Raw genomic sequence first — 23,657 nt, forward strand, 5'->3', positions numbered from 1 at the left:
ATTTGCTGTTCATTTATGCACTGAAAGTGTCCGTAATTGAACATTCAGGCCCGGTTGTCCTGTCTGCTTCCCCGCCATGGTACTACATTCTCCTAAGTGGCATTTTTTTTGGCTCCCGGAAGCGTACATTTATCACTTGTATCGTTGAAATCATACCATTCATGATCAGAAATTACCTCAAGATCGCGTGGCGCAGTCTTTCCCGGAGTAAAGTTTACTCTTTGATCAATATTACCGGCTTAACGGTTGGTATCGCCTGCTGTGTCCTTATCGTTTTGTATGTAAAGGATGAGTTGTCTTATGACCATTATCATAAAAACTATAATGAAATTTACCGTGTACTGCAGGCATTCCGCAACCCGAACGGGCAAAAGGATGCGCCACCTCCGGCTCCCGCAGAGTACCAGGTATGGGGCTGTGCACCGGTAGGACCGGCACTGAAGGCCGACTTCCCGGAAATCACCAAAATGACCCAGTTTACCAGTCCGGTTAGCTTGCTGATGGAACATGGCGATAAACGTTTCCAGGAAGCCAACATGATGTTTGCAGATTCTGCGACTTTCGACATCTTCAGCTGGAAGCTGTTGTATGGTAACCGGGAAACGGCATTGAAGAACCCCTACACTATTGTGCTCACCAAAACCATGGCAGAGAAGTATTTTGGTAGTACTAACCCTATCGGAGAGGTATTTAAAGCAGATGGCACATCCCTGATGGTATCTGGTGTGATGGAAGATGTACCTGCCAATTCTCATTTTACGTTTTCTGCGTTGATATCTATGAGTACCTTCCGGAAAATCAGGCCCGAAATCTTTGATTGGTGGGGGTATGTAGACTTCTACACTTATTTCCTGGTACCGGAGCATACAAATGTAGCCGCCATGCAGGCCAAAGTGCCGGCATTTTTAAAGCGATATAATCCGCAGGGATCGACTGATTCCTACACCATTGCATTTGAGCCGTTAAAAAATGCGTATCTGCATTCTGAAGCAGGGCGGCAGCCGGGTCCTACCGGTAGCCTTGCGAACGTCTATATATTTTCGCTGGTAGCTGCTTTCATCCTGTTTATCGCCGGCATTAACTTTATCAATCTCACAACAGCCCGTTCTATGGAAAGGGCCAAAGAAATAGGGGTACGTAAGGCGGTAGGTGCATATCAACAAGGGCTTATCTTTCAATACCTGACAGAGGCAGTGTTGATTGCCGCGTTAGCCACCGTGCTTGCATTTGGGATGGTGTTGCTGTTATTGCCACTGGTAAGAGAGCTGTCGGGCAAGCACCTGCCTTATACAGACCTGTTTACGTGGAAGATGGGCGTGATGCTTGCGTTAACGCCGTTTCTGGTTGGGGTGCCTGCAGGCATCTATCCTGCCTGGGTATTGGCCCGTTTCAAGCCAGCGCTGGTGTTAAAAGGCAAGTTTGAATCTTCCGCTAAAGGGATACAGTTAAGGAAAGGGTTAGTGGTATTCCAGTTCAGTCTTTCCATCGCATTGATTGCCTGCACGGCTATCGTTTTCTCCCAGCTGGATCACCTGCGTTCCCAGAACCTGGGCTTCCGGCAGGATCAGATGCTGGTGATCGATTATGGCGGCGATGAAATCGTAAATAAAAACATCGAAGCGGTGAAAGCCAGGTTAGCCAATAATCCTGCAGTACAAAGTATTACCGCCTCCAGGGCAGTACCGGGTGATTTCTTCCCGAATGCGGGTACCAGCATTGCTGCCCCCAGTGGTGAAATGAAACAATTTGACCCCGCGATATACGAAGTGGATTACGATTTCTTTGGAGCCTATGAAATGAAAATGGCCGCTGGTAGGGCTTATTCCCGCGATTTTCCGGCAGATACAGCATATTCTATGGTGATCAACGAAGCGGCAGCCAAATTATATGGTTATGCTAATCCGGAAGATATTATCGGCAAGAACTATGAGCAATGGGGCCGTAAAGGCACTATCGTTGGTGTGGTAAAAGACTTCAACTATCAGTCGTTACATAAAAAAGTAGAACCGCTGACACTGAGGATGGCGCCCTATGATTCAAAGAATAAAATATCGCTGCGTATCAAGTCCGATCATTTATCGAAAACTATCGCGGAGCTGGAACATACCTGGGCGGTGATGGAGCCGCAGCGGCCTTTCCGCTATAACTTCCTGGACCAGGCATTTAATGAGCAATATCAGCAGGAAGTACGCTTCGGACAGATATTCGGGGCTTTTGGCAGCCTGACCATCTTTATTGCCTGTCTGGGTTTATTTGGCCTGGCCACTTATTCTACCGAAAAAAGACTCAAAGAAATAGGCATCCGCAAAGTACTGGGTGCCTCTGTTACCAATATCGTAGGACTGTTATCAGGTGACTTTATCAAGCTGGTATTAATCGCCATCGTGATTGCCACGCCGTTGGGCTGGTGGGGCATGCATCGCTGGCTGGATGGCTTTGCCTATCGTGTAAACATCCATTGGTGGACGTTTGGGCTGGCGGGATTAGCCGCTGTGATGATTGCCTTGCTCACTGTAGGTTTCCTGGCCTTGAAAGCAGCTACGATGAACCCGGTAAGATCATTAAAATCAGAATAAATGAAACAGGCCCTTGTATCAGAAGGGCCTGTTTTTATAAAATATTCTCCCGTACTCATTTTCCTGTTGATGAAATTTGCCGGGTGGCAAGCCGGTATATTTCCTGAAATCTTTTATGAAATGAGACTGGTCGTAATAGTAATGATAGAACTCCTTTGATAATTGCCGGATATCCGCCTGCTGGGTATAGATGCTATAAAATTGCTGGAACCGGACGACAGACGTAAATGCTTTAGGGGAGATGCCTACTTTCTGCAAAAATTTCATACGCAGCCAACGACTACTGTAACCGGATATTTTTTCGAGTTGACCTACCGATAACATTCCCTGTTTTTGCATGATCTGTTCTACGAGGCAGGTAATCAGCGGATCTTCTGCTGTTATATCCAGATTTTTAAGAAGAAATTCCTGCAGGATATGGATGCAGGTATCCACCGTTTCCGCGTCATTGATTTTCTCCTGCAATTCATTTGTTTTGCTGCCAAATACCGTGTCAAATGTCATGGCGCAATTGGCGATTTCCTCAAGGTCAAAACGGAAAAAACGATACGCTCCCCTGGGACTGAATTCTATTCCAATTGTCTGAAAGCCGCTGTCGTAGGTCTGTGACACGTGAGAATACACATCTGAATTCCCGATTAGCGTAAGCTTTTTTTCTCCGGAACACTGATGAACACCATTGATAATACTGCTGATACCATTGCTGAATGGAATAACGATTTTCGGCAAGCCATTAGGGACAATGAGCTTTAAATCTTCTTCTTTTAAATTGCTGTCGTGTTCCAGTAGAAATATCCGCAGGATATATTCTTTTAACAAGGGGTGTATGGCGTAGCAGCGGAGATGCATGTTCCTGCCTTTTAACAAAAGTACGGGGTACTTCCGTTTTTTACAATTTTATCTCTCGCCGATACACCAATTTTGTTTCAAAACACCGCATCATGAAACATTTGATCAATTGGGTAGAAATTCCCGTTGCCGACATCGGCAGGGCTACTACGTTTTACAGCACTATTTTTAACGCGCTTACATTTAGCCAGATGGAGATGAACGGAATGCAATACGCTTTGTTTCCCACAGAAGATACTTACAACAGCGGAGCTTTGGTGCAGGGAGCCAATTACAAGCCGGCAGCAACGGGCATACTTATTTACCTGGATGGAGGTAAAGACCTCAATGAAATTCTCCATCGCGTAGATGCTGCAGGCGGACAAGTGCTGATGGAAAAAACTTTCCTGGGAGAAGGCGCCGGCTACGTAGGCATGTTCAAAGATATAGACGGTAACAAAATAGGCTTACAACATCAATAACATGTACTACCTGTATAAATTAATCCCGCCCCGTCCAACATTTCACCTGGATATTACTGCGGAAGAAAAAGAAACGATGGACCGGCATATTGCTTACTGGACAGCTTTGACGGATAAGCGTATAGCCGTTGTGTTTGGACCTGTATTCGATCCAGCCGGCGTATATGGACTCGGCATCATAGAAGTCGATTCGGAAGATAGCGCCCGGCAGGTTGCGGCGCAGGACCCGGCCATTCTTGCCGGAAGCTTTACAAATGAGCTATTGCCAATGGAGCTGGGGTTGATCCGGCGCTAACGTCATTTTATCAAGTGGACGCAGTCCCTTCAGCGATGAAGGGATTTTTTATTTTAATATGATATCTTCCCATTAGGATTATATTTACGCACAAATCAATTGCTATGAAAAAACACATGATAACCCCGGGTATTTTTGTATTGGCTGTGTCCCTGATGACTGCCTGTAACCAGGCACCTCCCAAACAACCCGCCAGCGATTCTGCTACTATAAAGGAAACACCCGCCACGCCCGCCGAAAATGAAAAGCCGGTAAAGGAAATCACTGGTAAAGTAAAAGAAGTAGTAAGCGGGAAAGATGGTTATACTGCCAAAGTAGTAAGCGAAGATGGAAAAGTGTATTCCGCCACTGTGAGCCATGCTAATCTAAAGGATCCTTCTCAATACAAAACAGTGAAAGCAGGCGATCAGGTGACCGTGAAAGGTGATTCCTGGATGATGGGAGAGGAAGAGCAGATTACGGTGAGGGAATTGAGATGATGAAATAGAGGTGGTGTGCTAACTATGGTATTTAATCAGGGTAAAGAATGAAAGGGAATAGTAGCCTTATGCTGTTGCTGTTGAAGCAGCTTATATCCCAGGCAGAAGGGCATGAAATTGTGTTTGAATCAATGGCCGAATCCTTAAACTACCGGGTAATTACCGGGGATAGGATTCGTATGCATAGTTTATACCAACTTAGACGGGATGTAGTGGAAAGAAGTGAACAACAGAAAGAACAGTTTGATCATGTGCTGAAAAATTTATCGAAATATCAGGAAGACAAAGTTTTACTTCATACATTTATTTTTCCAACGCATGCGTTTTTGTTTTTTACTGGTGGTGAAACGGAGTGTAACCTGGGCTATATAATGCTGCCTGTCCGGGATCCTATGGAAGTATAAGCGGTTTATCCCTGCCGCTGCAAATACCAAACTATGAAATCGTTTTTCTTTTGCATGTTAATAATACTGAAGGCATGAAATGGATCCTATCCCGGATAGCCGCTATCGAAAGTCTTAAAGATACCCAACTAAATTTTGTGAAATATTCAGACCTCGTCAATTTCAATGCACTCTGGGATACGATGGAGGAGATAAGCAACAAGAAATTCGCGCGTAAACAAATACCTGCGCGGAATATTGGGATGTCTGGATTTGTGACGGATGCTGATTTGAACCTATTCCATGTGTCGGGCACTAATTCTCAGATCACGCGGACCTTCTATGATGTAGCCACATTGGATGGCGCGTTGTATCCACAACAGAACCTCCGTAAAGAAGATAATGGAGATGATGGTTATTATCTTTATGAAACAGCAAGTTCTGATAAGATCAGTTCAGGTATTGTTAAGGGAAAATCTGCAATTGCATATTTTGGGATTACTAAAACTGCTTTTGAAAAGAATGGAAGTGTTCCTGGTAGATATGATGCCAAACACGAGCGCGTAAAAAACCTGATAACGATTCATGGGAAGGCAAATCGTTATATTATTAAAGGTGCGGAAACGGCGATTATTGAGTTGAATTCAAAAGGTTCAGATATTAAATATACGACCAGAGTAGATAATAAAAGTAGGTCTACCAGTGATAGAGCAAGAATAAATGCTGGAATTAAATGGTTACGTGCGAATTTTGGAAATGATTGGACGAAGAAGTTTTTGCGTCCGGAAAATCCAAAGGGGCCTAATCATCCTGATTCAAATAAAAATAAAATACCATGATAATAGGTAATGCAAATGATTTTGCGATAGAAATTGCAGATTATAATAAAGCTAAAAATGTAGCTAAGCTTAAATTATTTTTAAAGGGGAAAGTTTTTGGCAGTTTTAAGAAAGCTAAAGAAATAGATCCATTGTTAAGTTCTTTAGATGCCATACTTGATGCTGGAGATGATTTATATGATGCTAGTTTTGATGATAAAAGTGTGACAGAAATATTTTCCACTGTATTGGTCCTTCATGCTGAAGTTGGAGAATGGACAGATAGCGACTATAATCAACTTGACCGTTATGAACGTTTTACATTTTTTTTGGGAGAACAGTTTTCTGACGTTACAGCTATTGTTTATGTAAAGGAAGATGTTTGTAACATTGTATGGTCAACTAATAAGGATATGTCTAAAGAGCAAATTAATTATTTAGAGAATTTAAATGTAGCACAAGTACCAATGAAGCATATTGCTAAAGTAAAAGATGAGTTTATGGATTACCTTGATCAATAAATAATGCTACAAAGATTATCCATAAATAACAAACCCGGTCAATTGTAGTGACCGGGTTTTGCTATTTATGGATATTTATTTTATTGAATAGCTTTGAACTTTACATTATTGATCATGGCATCTAGAGCATAGAGGATACACTTCTCATCACGTTCATACTTACCAACAACAGTATAAGAAGTCTTCATTTGTTTTGCCAGCTCCTGCTGGGAAAGGCTTTTAGCTTCCCTGCACTCTCTTACTCTTTTAACGAAAGTAGCCACTATATTATATTGATCACTTCGATGCTTGCAAACAGACCATAAATACCCTGAGCTCCCCAACAAACCACATTTGAGCTCCACAACAAAACCCCGCATCCAATTCCCACCGACCTTTGTCAAAGCAAAAACAAAAAAAACTATGACAAAGATTTGGTTTATCACAGGAAGTTCCCGGGGACTCGGACGTAGCCTCACACAGGTAGTATTGGCAAAAGGCGACCGTGTAGTGGCTACCGCCAGAAACCCCGAACAATTAAATGACCTCACGGCTACATACGGAGATCAGATCCTCCCTATACAACTGGATGTGACAGATAATGCGCAGATACAGGAGGCGGTGGCAAAGGCCATCGCGCATTTCGGCAGGATAGATGTGCTTGTCAACAACGCCGGCTTCGGTATCACCGGTGCGGCGGAAGCGTATACAGAAGAACAGGTGCGTAGCCAATTGGAAACAAACCTCTATGCACCGATAGCGATTACCCGCGCGGTATTACCTTATATGCGTCAACAGCGTTCCGGCCGTATCCTGCAAATCAGTTCTATCGGCGGACGGGTAGGCAATTTTGGCTTAACGATGTACCAGGCGGCTAAGTTTGGTCTGAGTGGTTTTACGGAGGCGTTGGCGAAAGAAGTGGCGCCGTTGGGCATATTCGTTACGTCCGTGGAACCGGGGGGCTTCCGTACAGACTGGGGTGGTACTTCTATGACCTATGCACCCAAAGTAGAAGGGTATGAATCTACGGTGGACTGGGTAATTAACTTCCTGAGAAAAGGAGATTATGTGCCGGTAGGAGATCCTGACAAGGCAGCTAAGGTGATGGTAGAGTTGGCTGATCATCCGGCACCTCCGGTACACCTGTTATTAGGCAGTGAGGCAGCAGGTATTTTGAAACAGGCGGATGCAGTGCGTACGGCGGAATTTGAAGAATGGCTACCAGTAACTGTTTCAACAGATCATGATGACGCAGTGAATTTCCTGGAAACAGAATTGGGCCGGACAATTACCGCGAAACGCTAACTTTAAACAATCGGATATTGGTTGGCAGCGTATATATACAGGCAGAATAGGTGAAGCCGAAAACAATTATATTGTAGTCATATGTCGAAGCAAATAGTATACTCCTGTTATGTCAACAGGACCAGGGAGGGAGAGCAGTTTGTGCCGGTACATGTGTTCACTTACCAGATCTCCGGGTCGCTCATTTTCAATGACGGCAAGGATGCCCATGTCTGTAATGAAGGGGCATTCAGATTCATTCGCCGCAATAATCTGGTTAAGTTCCTGAAGCAACCACCGGAAAACGGGGAGTTCAAAACCATCTCCGTTTATCTGGAAGAGGAAACCCTCCGGGACTTTAGCATGGAATATGGCTATACCGCCGATAAACAAGTGGTAAGCCCTGTGGTGACCGCATTGAAATCGGATCCACTTTATAAAAGCTATATGCAATCATTGCAACCGTATGATACGCTGAATGAGTCGGGAAACGATGACCTGGTGAAGCTGAAATTAAAGGAAGCAATTTTGATTTTGCTGAAGGTTAATCCGGAATTAAAAAATGTGTTGTTCGACTTCAGCGAGCCTGGCAAGATAGACCTGGAAGCTTTTATGCTACAGCATTTCCACTTCAATGTCGCCATGAAACGATTTGCTTATTTAACAGGCAGAAGTCTGGCTACTTTTAAGCGTGACTTCGAAAAAATATTTCATACTTCTCCCAGTCGCTGGTTACAGCAAAAGCGCTTGCAGGAAGCTTATTACCTGATTAAGGAGAAAGGAAGAAAAACGTCCGACGTATACCTGGAAGTAGGTTTCGAAGATCTCTCTCACTTTTCTTTTGCATTTAAAAAAGCGTATGGCGTGGCGCCATCGGCAGTGTAATAAACGTACGGCATAAAGCAAAAAGCTATTGCAGCGCTTTCATCTTCGCTGCAATAGCTTTTTGCTTTCCGCTCCAACTTACAACTGTTGCCTACCAATAGCCCAACCTCCATCCACCAGTATACTTTCTCCGGTGACAAAAGAAGACGCCGGGCTACTCAGCCACAATACCCGAATCCCGTAAAACCATGCCCCCGCAGATGAACCGCTTTTTTCTACAATTCACCTGGTTAATACAACAACTCATGAGAAAATAGCTGGCTAAACCACGGCGACAAGGCATTTTTGTAACTCGCACTAAATATCAGGATATGAAATTTGAGAAAGTACACAACAAAGGACAGGCGCAGATCTTCAGTAACCGGTACCTGGAGCTGTTGACGAAAACCCATCCCATTGTTATTTTCGGTATGTACTTGCCTGTGATCGGGTATATGCTGTATTACAGCAAAACAACGCTCGGTTATAGTTATATCAGGATCATCCTTGTTTACCTGCTGGCGGTGCTGGGCTGGACACTCTTCGAATACCTGGCCCACCGGTTCGTGTTTCATTGGGTAAGTGAAAATCCCAGGGCCCGAAAGCTGACCTATACCATGCACGGTAATCACCATGAGTATCCACGCGATAAACAACGGCTGTTTATGCCGCCGGTCCCCAGCGTGATCATCTCTTCCTTTCTCTTTTCCATTTTTTATTTGTTCATGGGGCACAACGCATTTGTATTTTTCCCTGGCTTTATGTCCGGTTACCTGATGTACGGCAGCATGCACTATGCCATCCACGCCTGGGCGCCGCCATTCAGGTGGCTAAAGCCACTCTGGCGCAATCATCATCTCCATCATTACAAAAATGAAGAGTTGGGTTTTGGTGTCAGCTCTACGCTCTGGGATCGGGTATTTAAGACGATGTTTTCCTGATAGCAGAAAGCGGAAAGCAAAAAGCTATCGAAGCGAATGATTAATATAATATTAGTTTCACTGTGGTTATTCGCTTCGATAGCTTTTTGCTTTCCGCCTTTTGCTTTCTGCATAAAAAAATATGCTATTTTACCATAGCTATGAAAACATTACTCCTGCTACTCTGTGGATTTACCACGCACCGCGACAGTTTGCCTGAACTCACGCAACTGGACTACAAAGTAGTGTCTGCAACGGAATGGAACAACTTGTTTACCCGCCACTCCGGCTGGTTTGGAGGCGATGGCATTTTTACCATTCCCATGAATGGCGTAGATACGGCACATGCAAATGACAGTACCCTGATCCTGTTCAGCGATACCATGACCGGCGATATCAAAGCCGGTAAACTCCAGCCGGGATTTTCTATGATCCACAATTCCGTGGCTATCCTTAATGGAAATGCGCCACTGGAGAAAAATATTCGTTTCTATTGGAATTTGGATAGCAAAGGGCGGCCGGCTACTTTATTTGAACCGCATACGCCGGCAGCAGGCAAAGATGATTACTATTGGCTGGGAGACGGTTTTGTAAATGCTGCTGTGAAGCATAACACGTACATCTTTGCGTATCGTATCCGGAATATCAGCCGGGAGGATTTTGGTTTTGCAGAAGTAGGGAATGTGTTAATCGTATTACCAGCGGGTAGTAAACCGCCGTTTAAAGCATACCGGCAAATAGATACCCCGCTGTTTCTGCCGGCAGATAGTAGCCATGGGAGTGGGTCTTTTGGCGGCGCCGTATTTGTGAATACAAAAGAGGCAGGTGCGCCCTATCCGGATGGGTATGTATATGTGTATGGGGTAAGAGGGCAGGAGAAGGCGGTGCTGGTGGCCAGGGTGCCGGTAGCGGAGGTGGAAAATTTCGGGAGATGGCGCTATTGGGATGGCCATCAGTGGAATGCAGACATACGCCAGGCGGCTGCTGTCACGGAACATGCTTCCAATGAACTGAGCCTGACGCCACTAAAGGATGGACGTTATGCCCTTGTATTCCAGGTAGATGGTATGGGAACTGCTGTGGGTTTGCGGCTGGGATTAACGCCTGCAGGGCCTTTTGGCCCCATTATTTTATTAAAATATGGGAATGCCCGGAAGTAAAAGAGGACAAACATTTTTTTGTGTATAATGCCAAGGCACATCCGCATTTGTCAAAACCAGGTGAACTCCTGATCAGTTACAATGTCAATTCCTTCGATTTCTTTCATGTGCTGCCACAGCATCCTAACCTTTACCGGCCACGCTTTATTAAAATAGTTTTCCCGCAGCAATAACGGGCCTGCTCATGAATGGTTAGGAAGGGGTTGTCTGCGGACAAAACAGCAGGGCTTCCGCCTCTGTTAACCGTTTAAGGCCATTTATCCTTATCCTGCTTGAAAAGCGCTTTCCTTTTTATATTTTGGCGGATCGGCTTTCTATAGCTGCTTATCAACAGAATACTAAACAGCGCTTATGAAGAAACTATTATTCGGGTGTGCTGCCATGCTCATGGTGGCGACCTCCTATGCCCAGGAAAACGCATTGTGGCTAAGGAATCCCACTATCTCGCCAGATGGTAATACCATTGCCTTCGGCTATAAGGGAGATATTTACCGGGTAGATGTCAAAGGTGGGGTAGCGGTACCGCTGACCATTCACGAAGCACACGACATGCTGCCGGTATGGAGCCATGATGGTAAATACATTGCCTTCGCAAGTGATCGTTACGGCAATTTCGATGTGTTTGTAATGCCCGCTACCGGTGGAACGCCGGTAAGACTCACCACTAACAGTGCAGGTGATTTTCCCTATGATTTTACAGCAGATAACAAACAGGTACTTTTTGGAAGTGCCCGTAATGCCCCTGCTGCCAGCGTAAGGTTTCCTTACCGCCTGTTCAGAAACATGTATACCGTGCCCGTTAATGGTGGCCGCGCTGTATTGATCAGCGCTGCCGGTGCTGACGTAGCTCATTATAACAAAGCCGGTAATAAAATTATTTTCCAGGACAGGAAAGGATACGAGGATCCAATGCGCAAACACCATGTATCTTCCGTTACAAGAGATATCTGGGTGATGGATATCGCCAAAGGCAGCTATGATAAGGTATCTGCGTACGAAGGGGAAGACAGGGAGCCTGTCTTCGGTAATGGTAATGATATCTATTATCTCAGCGAAAAAGGAGGTATTTCACAGAACCTCTTTAAAGCATCACTGACCGATAAAAACAGTATGCAGCAGCTCACCAGCTTCACCAGGCATCCGGTGCGTAACCTGTCTAAAGCAGATAATAATACCCTGTCATTTACCTATAACGGTGAAATATATACGCTGAAAGAAGGGGAACAACCCCGTAAACTGGAAGTGAGCATCTTCAACGATGGTCGTGCTGGCATCGTGAAGAATGTACCGGTTAGTGGTAACGTCACCGAATTCGCAATGAGTCCTGATGGCAAGGAAATGGCATTCATTGCCCGTGGAGAAGTATTTGTGACCAGCGTGGAAGGTAACATCACCAAACGCATCACCAACACCCCGCAACAGGAAAGAATGGTGCAATGGTCGCCCGATGGCAGGAAGCTGATCTATGCCGCGGAACGCAACGGCAACTGGGACATCTACCAGACTACCAAAGTACGTAAGGAAGAACCCTACTTTTTTGCTTCCACCCTGCTGAAGGAAGAACCGGTGATTGCCACGGCTGCAGAAGAGTTTCAGCCCCTGTTTTCTCCTGACGGCAAAGAAATTGCCTACGTAGAAAACCGCAATGTGCTGAGAGTATTTAACATCGCTTCCGGTAAAACACGTACGCTGTTACCAACAGGTCACAATCATTCCTACTCCGATGGCGACTGGAGCTTCGAATGGAGCCCGGATGGCAAATGGATCCTGACCGATGATCAGCAGGGCTACTTCTTCTCTGCCAATGCCGCATTGATTTCAACAGAAGGAAAAGAAACCACTGTTTACCCGGTGAAGAGCGGTTTCGGCGAAGGCAGCAGCAAATGGGCCGCCGACGGTAAAATGCTTACCTGGGCCAGTGATCGCGAAGGACGCAAATCCCTCGCCAAACAAGGTAGCCGCGAAGTAGATATCTACGCCGTATTCTTCGACCAGGAAGCATTCGATAAATACAAACTGTCGAAAGATGAATTTAACCTGCTGAAAGAAAAAGAAGCGACCGGGGGTAAAGCCGCAAAAGACTCTGCTCTCAAAGCAAAAGATTCTGCCGACACCAAAAAGAACTTCCAGCCGGATTTTAACAACCTGGAAAACAGGAGAGTTAAATTAACCATCAACAGCGCTTCTATCAGCGACTATGTATTGAACAAAGATGCCAGCAAACTCTATTACATGGCCTCTTTTGAAAAAGGTTATGATCTGTGGATGACAGAACCCAGAACAGGAGAAACCAAGATCCTGGCTAAACTGGGTGGTACGCCAGGCAGCATCGCACTTAGTAAAGATGGTAATACCCTGTTCGTCAGCAACCGTGGCAGCGTAGTGAAAGTAGAAACCGGCAGCGGAAAAATTACGCCGGTATCTATCAGCACAGAACTGTCGCTCAACCAGGATGAAGAGCGCAAATATATTTACTGGCATGCATGGAAACAGGTGAAAGAGAAATTCTATGATCCTACTATCCGCAACATCGACTGGAAAATGTATGGCGATAATTACGCCCGCTTCCTTCCGTATATCAGCAACAATTACGACTTTGAAGAATTGCTCAGTGAACTGTTGGGTGAACTGAATGGTTCCCACACCGGTGGCCGTTTCTCGCCACAACCAGTAAATGGCGATAACACCGCGACGCTGGGATTACTGTACGATGAAAGCTCCACCGCTGATGGTCTGAAAGTAGATGACATCATTGCCGGTGGACCATTTGATAAAGCTGCCAGCAAACTGAAAAAAGGTAATATCATCGAAAAAATCGATGGCGAAAGCATTACCACAAAATCAGACTGGGCATCCCTGTTAAATCGTAAAGCAGGTAACAATATCCTCATCAGCATCTACAACCCGGATACCAAAGCCCGCTGGGAAGAAACAGTGAAGCCTATTACTGCCGGTGAAGAAACTACGCTCATGTATAAACGTTGGGTAAACAATACCCGCGCCATGGTAGATAAACTCAGCAATGGCAAGGTAGGATATGTACACGTACAGGGTATGAACGATGCCAGCTACCGCTCCGTATACGATGAAGTAATGGGCCGCAACAAGGATAAAAAAGCACTGATCGTGGATACCCGCTTCAATGGCGGCGGATGGCTGCACGATGACCTGTATAACTTCCTCAGCGGTAAAAACTATCTGAAGTTTGCACCACAGGGACAGGTACTCAATGGCGGTGAACCTACCGGTCAATGGCAGGCGCCGAGCTGTGTACTGATGAGTGAAGGGAACTATAGCGATGCATATATCTTCCCCTATGTTTATAAACAAGGTAATATCGGTAAACTGGTAGGTATGCCGGTACCTGGCACCGGTACAGCCGTATGGTGGGAAACCCAGATAGATCCTACCATGGTATTCGGTATTCCAATGGTAGGCACCATCGGTAAAGAAGGCCGCCCTACAGAAAATTTACAGATAGAACCGGATATCCGTGTGCCACTCCGTTATGAAGAATTCCTGGAAGGGAAGGATGCGCAGCTGGAAGCAGCCGTGAAAGAGATGTTGGCGGAGATAAAGTAAAAATTAATAATTTGTATGCAGGCCCCCGGAGTATTCAGCTCCGGGGGCTTTTTATTTACAGGGTATTGTTTCTATTTGTACGAAACCTTAGCTTTACGTTAATATGTAATCTTTTAAATTATCAACCATTCATTTTTTGCCGGCCATAAAAGTATTACAGTAAGAGATGATGACCGATTACGCCAATTATGGGGATGACGCGCTGGTTCAGATGATGAGCAATGATGACCACCACGCCTTTACAGAAATCTACAACAGGTATTGGAAACGCTTGTATGTACTGGCTTATGATCGTTTGCGTTCACGGGAACTGGCGGAGGATGTAGTACAGGATGTGCTCACGGGCCTGTGGCAGCGCAGAGGGCAAACCATTATCAGATCTTTACCTGCCTATCTGGCTACGGCCAACCGGTATGCAGTCTTTACCCAATTATCTAAGCTCATCCCTGTTACCGCCATGGAAGCGGTACCGGAAGCCGTTCAGGCCGTAACAGATGATACTACCGAATTGCATTTTCTGCAACAATCCATGCAGGAGCAGTTGCAGCAATTACCTGAAAAATGCCGGATCGTATTTGACTATAGCCGTAATATAGGCCTGAGCAATAAAGAAATTGCCGCCGAACTCAATATCTCCGAGAAAGCGGTAGAAAAGCATATCACCAAAGCCCTGCAGCGACTACGCCTGCAATTCCGGAACTATTTTCACGCCCTGTTTTAATAAAGAAAGCCCCCTCAAAAAATATTTTTTCTCCGGAGGTAGGGTAACGACCTTATTTGAAGACTTATCTATGTAGCACCCTGTAAATGATTAACACGGATGGAAATTAAAGAACTGGCCTTACTATCACAAAAGTACCTTGCCGGAGCGGCCAGTGATGAGGAGAAGGACCGTTTACTGCAATGGTACAACGCATATGATGAACAGTCGCTGACAGTTCATTTAAAGGCGGAGGAAGCCGAAACGGAGGCGATGATGGAGCTGCGGATGCGCAGGCGGTTACATGCCGCCACGCTCCCGGAAACACATCAGAAAGTGGTGCCGATGCGCCGCTTTAACTGGAAAATAGCTGCCGCAGTAATATTACTGCTGTCAGCGGGTGGTGGCTTTTACTGGTTTCAATCCGAAAAAAAAGCCTCATTGGTACAAAAAGCAGTGCCGATTATGCATGGCGGGGAAAAAGCGACCCTTACCCTGGCAGATGGCACCGTGGTGAACCTGGACAGTGCCGGCACAGGTGTATTGTCGGTGCAGGGGAATAGTAAAGTAGAGAAAACAACACACGGACAAATCGTTTATAAGCACAACGATGCCACATCAACAGCGGTTGCTTATAACGTACTCCGGACGCCCCGCGGCGGACAATATAAAATTACGTTGCCGGATGGTACGGAGGTATGGTTGAACGCAAGTTCTTCTATCAGCTATCCAACCGCATTTACCGGCAAAGAGAGAAATGTGACGATCACCGGGGAAGTTTATTTTGAAGTGGCCACTGAAGCGAATCGTCCTTTTACCGTAAAAGTAAATCAGATGGAAGTATTGGTGCTGGGCACACATTTTAATATCAATGCCTATGCAGATGAAAAGACCATCAATACCACACTGCTGGAAGGAGCGGTACTGGTAAGGTCAGGCGGGGATGAAGGGAAACTACTGCTCCCCGGACGTCAGGCCAGGGTGAGCGCCTCAGGGAACAAAATGGAAGAAGTACGCAGGGTAGATGCCAGCAGCGCCATCGCCTGGAAGAACGGGTATTTTTCTTTTGATGAAGCAGACATCCCTACCGTGATGCGACAATTATCGCGGTGGTATAATATAGAAGTCAGGTATAGTGATAAAGTGCCGGAAGGAACCTTTACCGGGGAAATAGGTAGAAGTCTTACCCAGGAGCAGCTGTTGAAAGTATTGTCTCAGGCAAGAATAAACTTTAAAGTGGAAGATGGAAGAAGGATTATCATTTATCCATAAATTAAATCAATAACCAACCATAGCTGATACCACCAACGTCAGCAAACCAACCATTGTGCAGGGCCTTCACCAACGCCCGCACAGATAGCTATCCGTAATATCATGTTATGAAGTAATGAGGTCCACCGGACGCGGAGGTCTTATGTTCATCCATAAAAAAAACCTGGTGTCAAGATTGGCGTCCGCACCAGGTTTTTGATCAATGGTTAACCTTTTTTAGGAAAGCTTTTCACTGCCTGCAAAGGCGGATGAGAAACATTTTGTCAACCAAAAACCAATCTAAGGTATGAAAATTAATGTTGTTCGCAACCGGCATGGGTATGCCATGTCATTGGTTGGTTCACTTGTTAAAGGAAGGTCCCCTCAACCAGGGACTGATTATGTAACCAAAATCTGGCGAGTAATGAGAATGACCGCAGTTTTATTAACGGTGCTGGCTTTACACGTTTGTGCCAGCGGAGTTTCACAAACGGTCACTGTTTCCTGCAAGGATATGCCGCTACAGCAGGTATTCAGTGTGATTAAACAGCAAACCGGTTACGTCTTTTTTTACCGGAGCAAAGATTTGTCAGATGTGAGCCCGGTCTCGGCAGAGATCAGGGAAGTACCACTGAAGGTAGCATTAGGGAAACTGTTACAGGGCAAACCTCTGAGTTTCGATGTGGAAGGAAATACGATTGTTATTTCCAGGAAAACAACCACTACACCGGAACGTAACAGCAATGATGAAGCGGCGCCGCCGGAGGAGATCCGCGGTAAAATAGTGGATACAAAAGGGCATCCGCTGCCGGGTGTAACGGTGCGGGTAAAAGGAAGCAATATAGCTACCATCACGGATCAGGCGGGCTTCTTTTTACTTCGCAATGCGGGTGCCCGCCCTGTATTAATCATCACCTGTGTAGGCTTTGAATCCCAGAACGTCAGCACCGGTGGTAAGCTCTCTATAGAAGTGGAGCTGACAGCGAAAGTCGATGACCTGAACCAATACGTGGTAGTAGGTTACGGCAGCACTAAAAGAAAGGACCTTACCGGCTCGGTAGCCTCCGTAAACGTAGACGAAGTAAAGAATGTAGCGTATACCAGCATCGACCAGGCGCTCTCCGGTAAAGCGGCAGGCGTACAGGTAACCCAGTCGGATGGCTCTCCGGGCGGTGTAGCCAAAATCCGTATCCGGGGAGGTACCTCGCTGCTGGGGGGCAACGACCCACTCTACATCATTGATGGCGTACAGGTAACCATACAGAACAGGTATATACAGAACCAGGCAGAAGTGGTGAATCCGATAGAAAGGGCCGGTAGCGATGATCCGAACAATGGTGTAAGTGGTTCCTTCTCCAGGGGGCTGAATAGCCTGGCAGGTTTGAATATCAACGATATTGAAAGCATCGATATCCTGAAAGATGCCTCCGCCACGGCTATTTACGGGTCCAAAGCGGCCAACGGTGTGATCATCATCACCACCAAAAAAGGAAAACTGAATCAGAAACCGGTACTGGAAGCCAATTATTATGCGGGGGTGAGTACCCCGATTAAAGAAAAACTGCTCAATGCTACTGACTATATTTCGCTGTTAAAGGAAGCTGCTAAAAATCTGAATGATGCAAGAGCAGCAGCGGGTGATCCCGCCAGCACCAAAGCCAACAATATTCTGAATAATCCGGGCAGTCTGGGTACGGCTAACACCGACTGGTTAGGCCTGGTGTTACGCAATGCCGGCTCACAAAATGCAGATATCTCTGTTCGCGGCGGTGGCTCAGGCTCCCGTTACTATACTTCTCTGGCCTATAACAAACAGAATGGGGTGGTGCTGGGAACTGATTTCTCCCGTATTTCCGGTAAGATCAGCCTGGATAATGAAATCACGAGCCGCCTCCGGGTTATCACCAACCTCGATTACGGATTCACTAAAAATAATATCACCAACGGCGTTTATCCCGCTGCATTTTTTTCCCCGCCAACTTTGCCGGCACGCAATCCAGATGGTTCTTACTACCGCTTCCTGGGCTCCCAGATAGGCGGCTATGATTACCAGGGTAATCAAAATCCGATGATCCTGCTGGACGGCATCAATGAAGGAAAAACATCTTCCCTTCTGGGATCCCTGTCCGGTGATTATGATGTGCTGAAAGACCTGAAATTCCGCTCCACCATCTCTGTAAACTATAACAATTACCATCAGTTGAATTATGTTCCCAGTACCGCCGTTATCGCTTCGCCGAGTGGGGTAGACGATTCCAATGGAGGTACCGCTGCACAGGCGCAAACGGAGGACGTAAACCTGTTTTTTGAAAATACCCTGACCTGGGATAAACAGTTTAATGAAAACAACCGGCTGAATTTACTGGGTGGTACTTCCTGGCAGAAATACCGTTACAATTCCTTTTCCGCCAGTGGGCAGGGCTTTCCGGATGATAAATATCTCAACAACCTCTCCTCCGCTGCTATTACTTTACCCGGAACAGGTGTTTCCGGTCAGAATTCATTGTTGAGCTTTTATATGCGCGCCAATTACGCACTGAAAGAAAGATACCTGCTCACTTTTACCGGCCGTTCAGATGCATCTTCTAAATTTCCATCCAGTAACCGGGTAGGTTATTTCCCTTCCGGTGGTGCTGCATGGCGTATTTCAGAAGAGCCGTTTATGAAAAAGGCAACCTGGGTGAATGAACTGAAACTTAGGGTCAGCGCGGGTTATACCGGTACACAAAACTTTGGTGATAATCTTTACTATACTTTATATACACCTGGTTCCTATGGTGGTGTAAATGCACTGATACCTACTCAGCTGGGTAATGATAAAATCAAGTGGGAATCTACTTTGCAGAAAGACCTGGGGCTGGACTTTGAAATGTTTGGTTCCCGTTTACGCGGTGTGTTCGGATATTATGAGAAAAATACCACGGGCTTATTAATGGCTACACAGCTGGCTCCCAGTTCCTCTTACAACAACGTGATCTCCAATTTTGCCACCATCAACAATAAAGGATTGGAGCTGGATCTGCGGATGGATTTTATTAAACATAAAAAATTCCAATGGACAGGCGCCATTAATGTTTCCGGTAATAGAAGTAAGGTAACAGATATCAACGGTGACTTTACCAATGCAGGGACTGTCGAGTCCTATATTCAGGGTAATACCATCGTAAGGAAGGGAGAGCCATTGGGTCTTTTCTACGGCTATAAAATGAAAGGAATCATCCAGAACGAAAAGGAGCTGGAAGCATATAAAAAAGAATTTACGTTAGCGCGGTACTTTGCTCCCTACCTGGGTATCGGCGATCCGATGTATGAAATCGGAGATGATGGTTTCTTCAAAAGTGATGTTATCGGCAATTCTCAGCCCAAATTTTTTGGTGGATTTACCAACACCTTCACCTTTAAAAATTTCAGTCTGATTACCTTACTGACTTATTCTTACGGCGGAGAACTGCTATACCTGACAGATATTCAGAATAAATATTTCGATAGCTATGCCAACAGAGGCGTAAAGATTAAAGAGCGCTGGACGCCGGAACATCCGAGCAATGACCGTCCACGACTGATGTTGGGCGAAAATGCTACAGGTCCTTCCAGCAACGATATATACGATGGTTCCTATATCAAATTAAAATCCATTACACTCACTTATCAGCTTCCGGCGAAAGTCGCTTCCTCACTGCATATCAGGGATGCATCCATGTATGCTTCTGCCACCAACCTGTTTACGATCAGCAAATATCCGGGTCCCGATCCGGAGGTAAGTAACAACCCTTACAGTCTGATCAACGGCAGCAGCGATGTAAGCACTTTCCCCACAACGAAGCAATATAATATCGGTCTTCGTTTTGGATTTTAAAACAACAAAAAAGATTTTATGAAAAGGATCATATATGTAATGCTCGGTGCGGTTTTGATAGCAGGTGTAGCCTGCAAAAAGGAGTTGGGGAAACTGCCTGAAAATGCCAAAGTGGATGGTAATACCATCCTGGATCAACGCACCTCTGAAATAGCATTGAATGGCGTTTACTATCGCTTTGCAAATGTGCAGGCGGAAAACAACGTGACGAGATGGATGGAGCATGAAGTGTCTCCTGCTGTATTTGCGGGATATATGGGATATGGATATGGGGCTGATGAAGGAGAGATTAATAACTATAATAACTCCATGTTCTCTGATGTATACTGGACTAATTCCTATGAAATCATCAACGCGGCCAATGGTGTGATCAAAGGGGTTACGGCATTGGATGATAAAGGATTTACCGGTGACCGTAAAAAGCAGATCCTCGCAGAAGCACGATTCCTGCGGGCCTACGGGCATTTTAAATTATTGAGCTACTTCGGACAATGGTTTGATTTGAATAGTCCTTTTGGCGCTTTGCTGCGGGATGAATTTGTAACAGTGGGAGAGATATCCAAAGCACGTAGTTCAGTGAAAGACAGTTATGCTTCCATTCTCTCGGATCTGGACGATGCCATTGCCAATGCGTCTGCACAAAATCAGGCGATCTATGCTACCCGTTGGGCCGCTATGGCGCTGAAGATGCGGGTGCTGATGAGCCACGGCCAACCTGCGGATTATCCGGTGGTGACAGCGCTGGCCGACAGTATCATTCTGAACAGTAAATATACCCTGGAGCCACAAATGAAGGATCTCTTTTACGTGAAAGGATTAACCAGTCCGGAAGTAATATTGGGTATAAAGTCGCAGCAAAATCAGGAAAGCTATTATTATGTTCTCAGCAAGCAATACTGGCCAGGTGCATCTTCCCTGTATGTCGCTAAAAAAGCATTGAAGGATTTGCTGGCGAATGATCCACGCGGCGCCTGGATGATAGGCACCGCCAACCGTTATGCGGATGATACCTACTACTTCCTGAAGTACATCCAGGAGGGAAATAAACCTACGCCACTAACGGAAACTGCCTATGCCATCCGCTTATCAGAGGTATACCTGCTGAAGGCCGAAGCCATCGTACGTGCTGGTGGCAGCTTAGCCGCTGCCCGCGATATCCTCAAAAATATTATGGGTCATGCCGGCGTAACCAACTTCGCAGCGGTAGACAATGCCGTTAGCGTAAACGATGTACTAAAGCAATTGTATCTCGAAACTTCCAGGAACCTGGTAGGAGAAGACGGACAGGAATGGATGGCCTTACTACGGCTTCCATCTGCACTAATCCAGGAACTGCGGCCTACGGCTAATGATAAGGTTAAATATATTCTGCCGATTCCGCACCAGGAATTCCTGAACAACCCGGCTATCGGACCACAAAATCCAGGTTACCAAAAATAATTAACACCTTAAAAACTCAGTATGAAGATCCACACAAAAACCATGTTTGCCGCACTGCTGCTCACTGCTGCCTGCAGTCAGCCCAAGGCGCCCACAGCCAGTATTACGGCTGCCATAACGGGCCTGAAAGACTCCGTTGTTTACATTTCCATACCGGTTGGTGATTCTGCTAAAACAGATACCATTCCGGTGAAGGATGGGAAGTTCACCTGGACGGGTACCATGGCGGAACCGCAAAAGATTTATATCGGCACCACCACCCGCTACCTGGAACTGTTCATGGAAAATACTGCCGTACAGATAAACGGAAATATAGATTCCATCAGCCAGTTGCAGATCACGGGTTCTGCTTCTCAGGATGCTTATAAAGCATACGGAAATTCCATCGCGGATATTTCTGCGCAGGAAGATACCCTCTATTCAAAATATGATGAAGTAAAAGGCAACGATACTGCGGAAGCTGCACTGGAAGCAAAAATCGAAGCCCTGCGTTTACAAAGAAGAGCAAGATCCAAAGCATATATCAAAGCACATCCCGAAAGTGTGGTGAGTGTAGATCTGGTGTCAGACATGGCGATTATGGGTGAATATGCACCGGTAGACAGTGTCTTCCAATTGCTGTCGCCTGCTGCCCAACAAACAGCTGTAGGCAAAAGGCTGGCTGCCCGCTTAGCCATCCTGAAAAAGAGCGCTATTGGCCAGCCTATGATAGATTTTACCCAGGGAGATGTAGACGGTAAGCCCGTGCACTTATCCGATTTTAAAGGTAAATATGTGCTCCTCGATTTCTGGGCCAGCTGGTGCGGTCCCTGTCGCGCAGAAAATCCGAATGTGCTGAAAGCATACAATAAATTCAAAGACAAAAACTTTACCGTCCTCGGCGTATCACTCGATGAAAAAGCAGACAAATGGAAAGAAGCCATTGCCAAGGACGGCATGCCATGGATGCAGGTATCCGATCTGAAAGGCTTCCGTAATGAGGTGGCGCAACAATACGGAATCCAGGCAATTCCCTGTTCTTTCCTCATAGATCCGCAGGGAATTATTATCGCGAAAGAATTAAGAGGCGCGAAACTGCATACACAACTTGCTGAAATATTAAAATAGAAAACCCACAAACAGGTATGAAAAAAACAATCGCACTGCTGGCCGCGATACTCACTACCGCCGCAGCACAGGCACAACAGAATACCACCATTACCGCCACTATCAAAAACCTGCCGGCAGGTGAATGGGTGTACTGGCGCTCACAGGGCGATGATGACCGCCGCGACTCCGTGCAAACCACCGCCGGCGGCTTCACCATCAAAACAAATATCAATAGGGGGGAAGCCGATTTTTATGTGATCCGGATCGGGAAATCTTATGGCGACTATAGCATGACCTTCTATTACCTGGATAAAGGTAACATCACCATTAAAGGCGATGGACCCATGTTTAAAGACGCCGTGTTTACCGGGCCGCAATTCATAAAAGACAACAACGAATATACCGCCATGCTGAAACAGGCGCCCGGGTTAAAAGGACAGGAAGACCTCTACAAACAGGCCAATAAATTATACACGGAAAAAGATTCTGCAGGTCTTGCTGCGTTGGAGCCCGAAATGAAACGAATGCGTGAGGAAAACGAAAACCTCACCAAACAATGGTTGCTTCAACATCCTCAATCCGGTATCAGCGCGTCTTTGTTATCGCAACTGAACGACCTGCCACTCGATGAAAAAGAACGCATCTTTAATAAACTGTCACCCGCCGCAAAAGAAAACGGTCCGGCGAAACGACTGGCCCACAGTATCCGCGTAAATAAGCTCACGGGCATCGGCAGTATGGCGCTCGATTTTACCCAGAATGATACCCTCGGAAAGCCCGTTTCCCTGAAGAATTTCCGCGGAAAATATGTGCTGGTTGATTTTTGGGCCAGCTGGTGTCACCCGTGCAGGGAAGAAAACCCGAATGTAGTGGCAGCATTTAATAAATACAACAGTAAGAACTTCACGGTGCTCAGCGTATCGCTGGATCAGCCCAACGGCAAAGAAAAGTGGCTCAACGCTATCCACCAGGATGGCCTCACCTGGACACACGTGTCAGACCTGAAATTCTGGAACAACGCCGTCGCCAAACAGTATGATATCCGCAGCATCCCCAGTAATCTGCTGATTGATCCATCCGGAAAGATCATCGCAAAAGATCTGCATGGCGATGAGCTCGAAAAGAAGCTGGCAGAAGTTTTATAATCATC

At 45.9% G+C, this 23,657-nt stretch carries 21 protein-coding genes; 19 read left to right on the forward strand and 2 right to left on the reverse strand.

The window, feature by feature from the left end:
* Nucleotides 1–161 precede the first annotated feature (161 nt).
* Nucleotides 162–2,576, forward strand: a complete 2,415-nt coding sequence (locus tag AB4Z08_RS25860; RefSeq protein WP_441576675.1) for an ABC transporter permease — start codon at nucleotides 162–164, stop codon at nucleotides 2,574–2,576.
* An 18-nt stretch (nucleotides 2,577–2,594) separates the two neighbouring features.
* On the opposite strand, the gene AB4Z08_RS25865 is transcribed toward AB4Z08_RS25860, so the two are convergent.
* Nucleotides 2,595–3,425: a helix-turn-helix domain-containing protein gene (locus AB4Z08_RS25865; RefSeq protein WP_441576676.1), complete on the reverse strand. Its 831-nt coding sequence runs from the start codon at nucleotides 3,423–3,425 to the stop codon at nucleotides 2,595–2,597.
* Nucleotides 3,426–3,517: 92 nt separating this feature from the next.
* Here AB4Z08_RS25865 and AB4Z08_RS25870 point away from each other — a divergent pair, with 92 nt between their 5' ends.
* The 6 genes from AB4Z08_RS25870 to AB4Z08_RS25895 all read left to right on the forward strand — a co-directional run bounded on the left by AB4Z08_RS25870 (nucleotide 3,518) and on the right by AB4Z08_RS25895 (nucleotide 6,382).
* Nucleotides 3,518–3,886, forward strand: coding sequence for a VOC family protein (locus tag AB4Z08_RS25870; RefSeq protein ID WP_441576677.1), 369 nt, complete (start codon nucleotides 3,518–3,520; stop codon nucleotides 3,884–3,886).
* Between the two features lies 1 nt (nucleotide 3,887).
* Nucleotides 3,888–4,181, forward strand: coding sequence for a YciI family protein (locus AB4Z08_RS25875; protein ID WP_441576678.1), 294 nt, complete (start codon nucleotides 3,888–3,890; stop codon nucleotides 4,179–4,181).
* A gap of 104 nt (nucleotides 4,182–4,285) precedes the next feature.
* On the forward strand, nucleotides 4,286–4,660 hold the full coding sequence (locus tag AB4Z08_RS25880; RefSeq protein WP_441576679.1) for a hypothetical protein: 375 nt from the start codon (nucleotides 4,286–4,288) through the stop codon (nucleotides 4,658–4,660).
* Between the two features lie 47 nt (nucleotides 4,661–4,707).
* Nucleotides 4,708–5,064, forward strand: coding sequence for a hypothetical protein (locus tag AB4Z08_RS25885; RefSeq protein ID WP_441576680.1), 357 nt, complete (start codon nucleotides 4,708–4,710; stop codon nucleotides 5,062–5,064).
* A gap of 74 nt (nucleotides 5,065–5,138) precedes the next feature.
* Nucleotides 5,139–5,882 (forward strand): hypothetical protein, encoded by a 744-nt coding sequence (locus AB4Z08_RS25890; protein WP_441576681.1) that lies wholly within the window; start codon nucleotides 5,139–5,141, stop codon nucleotides 5,880–5,882.
* The gene (locus tag AB4Z08_RS25895; protein ID WP_441576682.1) at nucleotides 5,879–6,382 is read left to right on the forward strand and encodes a hypothetical protein; all 504 of its coding nucleotides are present in this window, start codon (nucleotides 5,879–5,881) and stop codon (nucleotides 6,380–6,382) included. The genes AB4Z08_RS25890 and AB4Z08_RS25895 overlap by 4 nt, the downstream gene beginning before the upstream one ends.
* An 80-nt stretch (nucleotides 6,383–6,462) precedes the next feature.
* Here the strand turns inward: AB4Z08_RS25895 and AB4Z08_RS25900 are convergent, their stop codons facing one another.
* Nucleotides 6,463–6,741: a helix-turn-helix domain-containing protein gene (locus tag AB4Z08_RS25900; protein WP_441576859.1), complete on the reverse strand. Its 279-nt coding sequence runs from the start codon at nucleotides 6,739–6,741 to the stop codon at nucleotides 6,463–6,465.
* 43 nt (nucleotides 6,742–6,784) lie between these two features.
* Here AB4Z08_RS25900 and AB4Z08_RS25905 point away from each other — a divergent pair, with 43 nt between their 5' ends.
* The 12 genes from AB4Z08_RS25905 (at nucleotide 6,785) to AB4Z08_RS25960 (ending at nucleotide 23,652) form a co-directional block, all read left to right on the forward strand.
* On the forward strand, nucleotides 6,785–7,666 hold the full coding sequence (locus AB4Z08_RS25905; RefSeq protein WP_441576683.1) for an oxidoreductase: 882 nt from the start codon (nucleotides 6,785–6,787) through the stop codon (nucleotides 7,664–7,666).
* 81 nt (nucleotides 7,667–7,747) lie between these two features.
* Nucleotides 7,748–8,530: a helix-turn-helix domain-containing protein gene (locus AB4Z08_RS25910; protein ID WP_441576684.1), complete on the forward strand. Its 783-nt coding sequence runs from the start codon at nucleotides 7,748–7,750 to the stop codon at nucleotides 8,528–8,530.
* A gap of 311 nt (nucleotides 8,531–8,841) precedes the next feature.
* Entirely contained in the window at nucleotides 8,842–9,450 is a 609-nt protein-coding gene (locus AB4Z08_RS25915) for a sterol desaturase family protein (RefSeq protein ID WP_441576685.1), read from the forward strand.
* 140 nt (nucleotides 9,451–9,590) lie between these two features.
* Nucleotides 9,591–10,589, forward strand: coding sequence for a DUF4185 domain-containing protein (locus AB4Z08_RS25920; protein WP_441576686.1), 999 nt, complete (start codon nucleotides 9,591–9,593; stop codon nucleotides 10,587–10,589).
* A gap of 20 nt (nucleotides 10,590–10,609) precedes the next feature.
* Nucleotides 10,610–10,762: a hypothetical protein gene (locus tag AB4Z08_RS25925; protein ID WP_441576687.1), complete on the forward strand. Its 153-nt coding sequence runs from the start codon at nucleotides 10,610–10,612 to the stop codon at nucleotides 10,760–10,762.
* Nucleotides 10,763–10,940: 178 nt separating this feature from the next.
* Entirely contained in the window at nucleotides 10,941–14,171 is a 3,231-nt protein-coding gene (locus AB4Z08_RS25930) for a S41 family peptidase (RefSeq protein ID WP_441576688.1), read from the forward strand.
* A 166-nt stretch (nucleotides 14,172–14,337) separates the two neighbouring features.
* Entirely contained in the window at nucleotides 14,338–14,892 is a 555-nt protein-coding gene (locus AB4Z08_RS25935; RefSeq protein WP_441576689.1) for a sigma-70 family RNA polymerase sigma factor, read from the forward strand.
* Nucleotides 14,893–14,991: 99 nt separating this feature from the next.
* Nucleotides 14,992–16,143 (forward strand): FecR family protein, encoded by a 1,152-nt coding sequence (locus AB4Z08_RS25940; protein WP_441576690.1) that lies wholly within the window; start codon nucleotides 14,992–14,994, stop codon nucleotides 16,141–16,143.
* A gap of 286 nt (nucleotides 16,144–16,429) precedes the next feature.
* Nucleotides 16,430–19,978, forward strand: coding sequence for a TonB-dependent receptor (locus AB4Z08_RS25945; RefSeq protein ID WP_441576691.1), 3,549 nt, complete (start codon nucleotides 16,430–16,432; stop codon nucleotides 19,976–19,978).
* 18 nt (nucleotides 19,979–19,996) lie between these two features.
* Nucleotides 19,997–21,418 (forward strand): RagB/SusD family nutrient uptake outer membrane protein, encoded by a 1,422-nt coding sequence (locus tag AB4Z08_RS25950; protein WP_441576692.1) that lies wholly within the window; start codon nucleotides 19,997–19,999, stop codon nucleotides 21,416–21,418.
* 21 nt (nucleotides 21,419–21,439) lie between these two features.
* Nucleotides 21,440–22,525: a redoxin domain-containing protein gene (locus tag AB4Z08_RS25955; protein ID WP_441576693.1), complete on the forward strand. Its 1,086-nt coding sequence runs from the start codon at nucleotides 21,440–21,442 to the stop codon at nucleotides 22,523–22,525.
* Between the two features lie 17 nt (nucleotides 22,526–22,542).
* Nucleotides 22,543–23,652 (forward strand): redoxin domain-containing protein, encoded by a 1,110-nt coding sequence (locus AB4Z08_RS25960; protein WP_441576694.1) that lies wholly within the window; start codon nucleotides 22,543–22,545, stop codon nucleotides 23,650–23,652.
* Nucleotides 23,653–23,657: the final 5 nt, after the last annotated feature.

The organism is Chitinophaga sp. RAB17 (assembly GCF_052114225.1).
In the GTDB taxonomy this organism is placed as follows: Bacteria; Bacteroidota; Bacteroidia; order Chitinophagales; family Chitinophagaceae; genus Chitinophaga.

What these genes read in the sequence shown, in the direction of transcription:
- AB4Z08_RS25860 (WP_441576675.1), top strand. Translation starts at nt 162, where the DNA reads ATGATCAGAAATTACCTCAAGATCGCGTGGCGCAGTCTTTCCCGGAGT.
- AB4Z08_RS25865 (WP_441576676.1), bottom strand. Translation starts at nt 3,425, where the DNA reads ATGCATCTCCGCTGCTACGCCATACACCCCTTGTTAAAAGAATATATC.
- AB4Z08_RS25870 (WP_441576677.1), top strand. Translation starts at nt 3,518, where the DNA reads ATGAAACATTTGATCAATTGGGTAGAAATTCCCGTTGCCGACATCGGC.
- AB4Z08_RS25875 (WP_441576678.1), top strand. Translation starts at nt 3,888, where the DNA reads ATGTACTACCTGTATAAATTAATCCCGCCCCGTCCAACATTTCACCTG.
- AB4Z08_RS25880 (WP_441576679.1), top strand. Translation starts at nt 4,286, where the DNA reads ATGAAAAAACACATGATAACCCCGGGTATTTTTGTATTGGCTGTGTCC.
- AB4Z08_RS25885 (WP_441576680.1), top strand. Translation starts at nt 4,708, where the DNA reads ATGAAAGGGAATAGTAGCCTTATGCTGTTGCTGTTGAAGCAGCTTATA.
- AB4Z08_RS25890 (WP_441576681.1), top strand. Translation starts at nt 5,139, where the DNA reads ATGAAATGGATCCTATCCCGGATAGCCGCTATCGAAAGTCTTAAAGAT.
- AB4Z08_RS25895 (WP_441576682.1), top strand. Translation starts at nt 5,879, where the DNA reads ATGATAATAGGTAATGCAAATGATTTTGCGATAGAAATTGCAGATTAT.
- AB4Z08_RS25900 (WP_441576859.1), bottom strand. Translation starts at nt 6,741, where the DNA reads ATGCGGGGTTTTGTTGTGGAGCTCAAATGTGGTTTGTTGGGGAGCTCA.
- AB4Z08_RS25905 (WP_441576683.1), top strand. Translation starts at nt 6,785, where the DNA reads ATGACAAAGATTTGGTTTATCACAGGAAGTTCCCGGGGACTCGGACGT.
- AB4Z08_RS25910 (WP_441576684.1), top strand. Translation starts at nt 7,748, where the DNA reads ATGTCGAAGCAAATAGTATACTCCTGTTATGTCAACAGGACCAGGGAG.
- AB4Z08_RS25915 (WP_441576685.1), top strand. Translation starts at nt 8,842, where the DNA reads ATGAAATTTGAGAAAGTACACAACAAAGGACAGGCGCAGATCTTCAGT.
- AB4Z08_RS25920 (WP_441576686.1), top strand. Translation starts at nt 9,591, where the DNA reads ATGAAAACATTACTCCTGCTACTCTGTGGATTTACCACGCACCGCGAC.
- AB4Z08_RS25930 (WP_441576688.1), top strand. Translation starts at nt 10,941, where the DNA reads ATGAAGAAACTATTATTCGGGTGTGCTGCCATGCTCATGGTGGCGACC.
- AB4Z08_RS25935 (WP_441576689.1), top strand. Translation starts at nt 14,338, where the DNA reads ATGATGACCGATTACGCCAATTATGGGGATGACGCGCTGGTTCAGATG.
- AB4Z08_RS25940 (WP_441576690.1), top strand. Translation starts at nt 14,992, where the DNA reads ATGGAAATTAAAGAACTGGCCTTACTATCACAAAAGTACCTTGCCGGA.
- AB4Z08_RS25945 (WP_441576691.1), top strand. Translation starts at nt 16,430, where the DNA reads ATGAAAATTAATGTTGTTCGCAACCGGCATGGGTATGCCATGTCATTG.
- AB4Z08_RS25950 (WP_441576692.1), top strand. Translation starts at nt 19,997, where the DNA reads ATGAAAAGGATCATATATGTAATGCTCGGTGCGGTTTTGATAGCAGGT.
- AB4Z08_RS25955 (WP_441576693.1), top strand. Translation starts at nt 21,440, where the DNA reads ATGAAGATCCACACAAAAACCATGTTTGCCGCACTGCTGCTCACTGCT.
- AB4Z08_RS25960 (WP_441576694.1), top strand. Translation starts at nt 22,543, where the DNA reads ATGAAAAAAACAATCGCACTGCTGGCCGCGATACTCACTACCGCCGCA.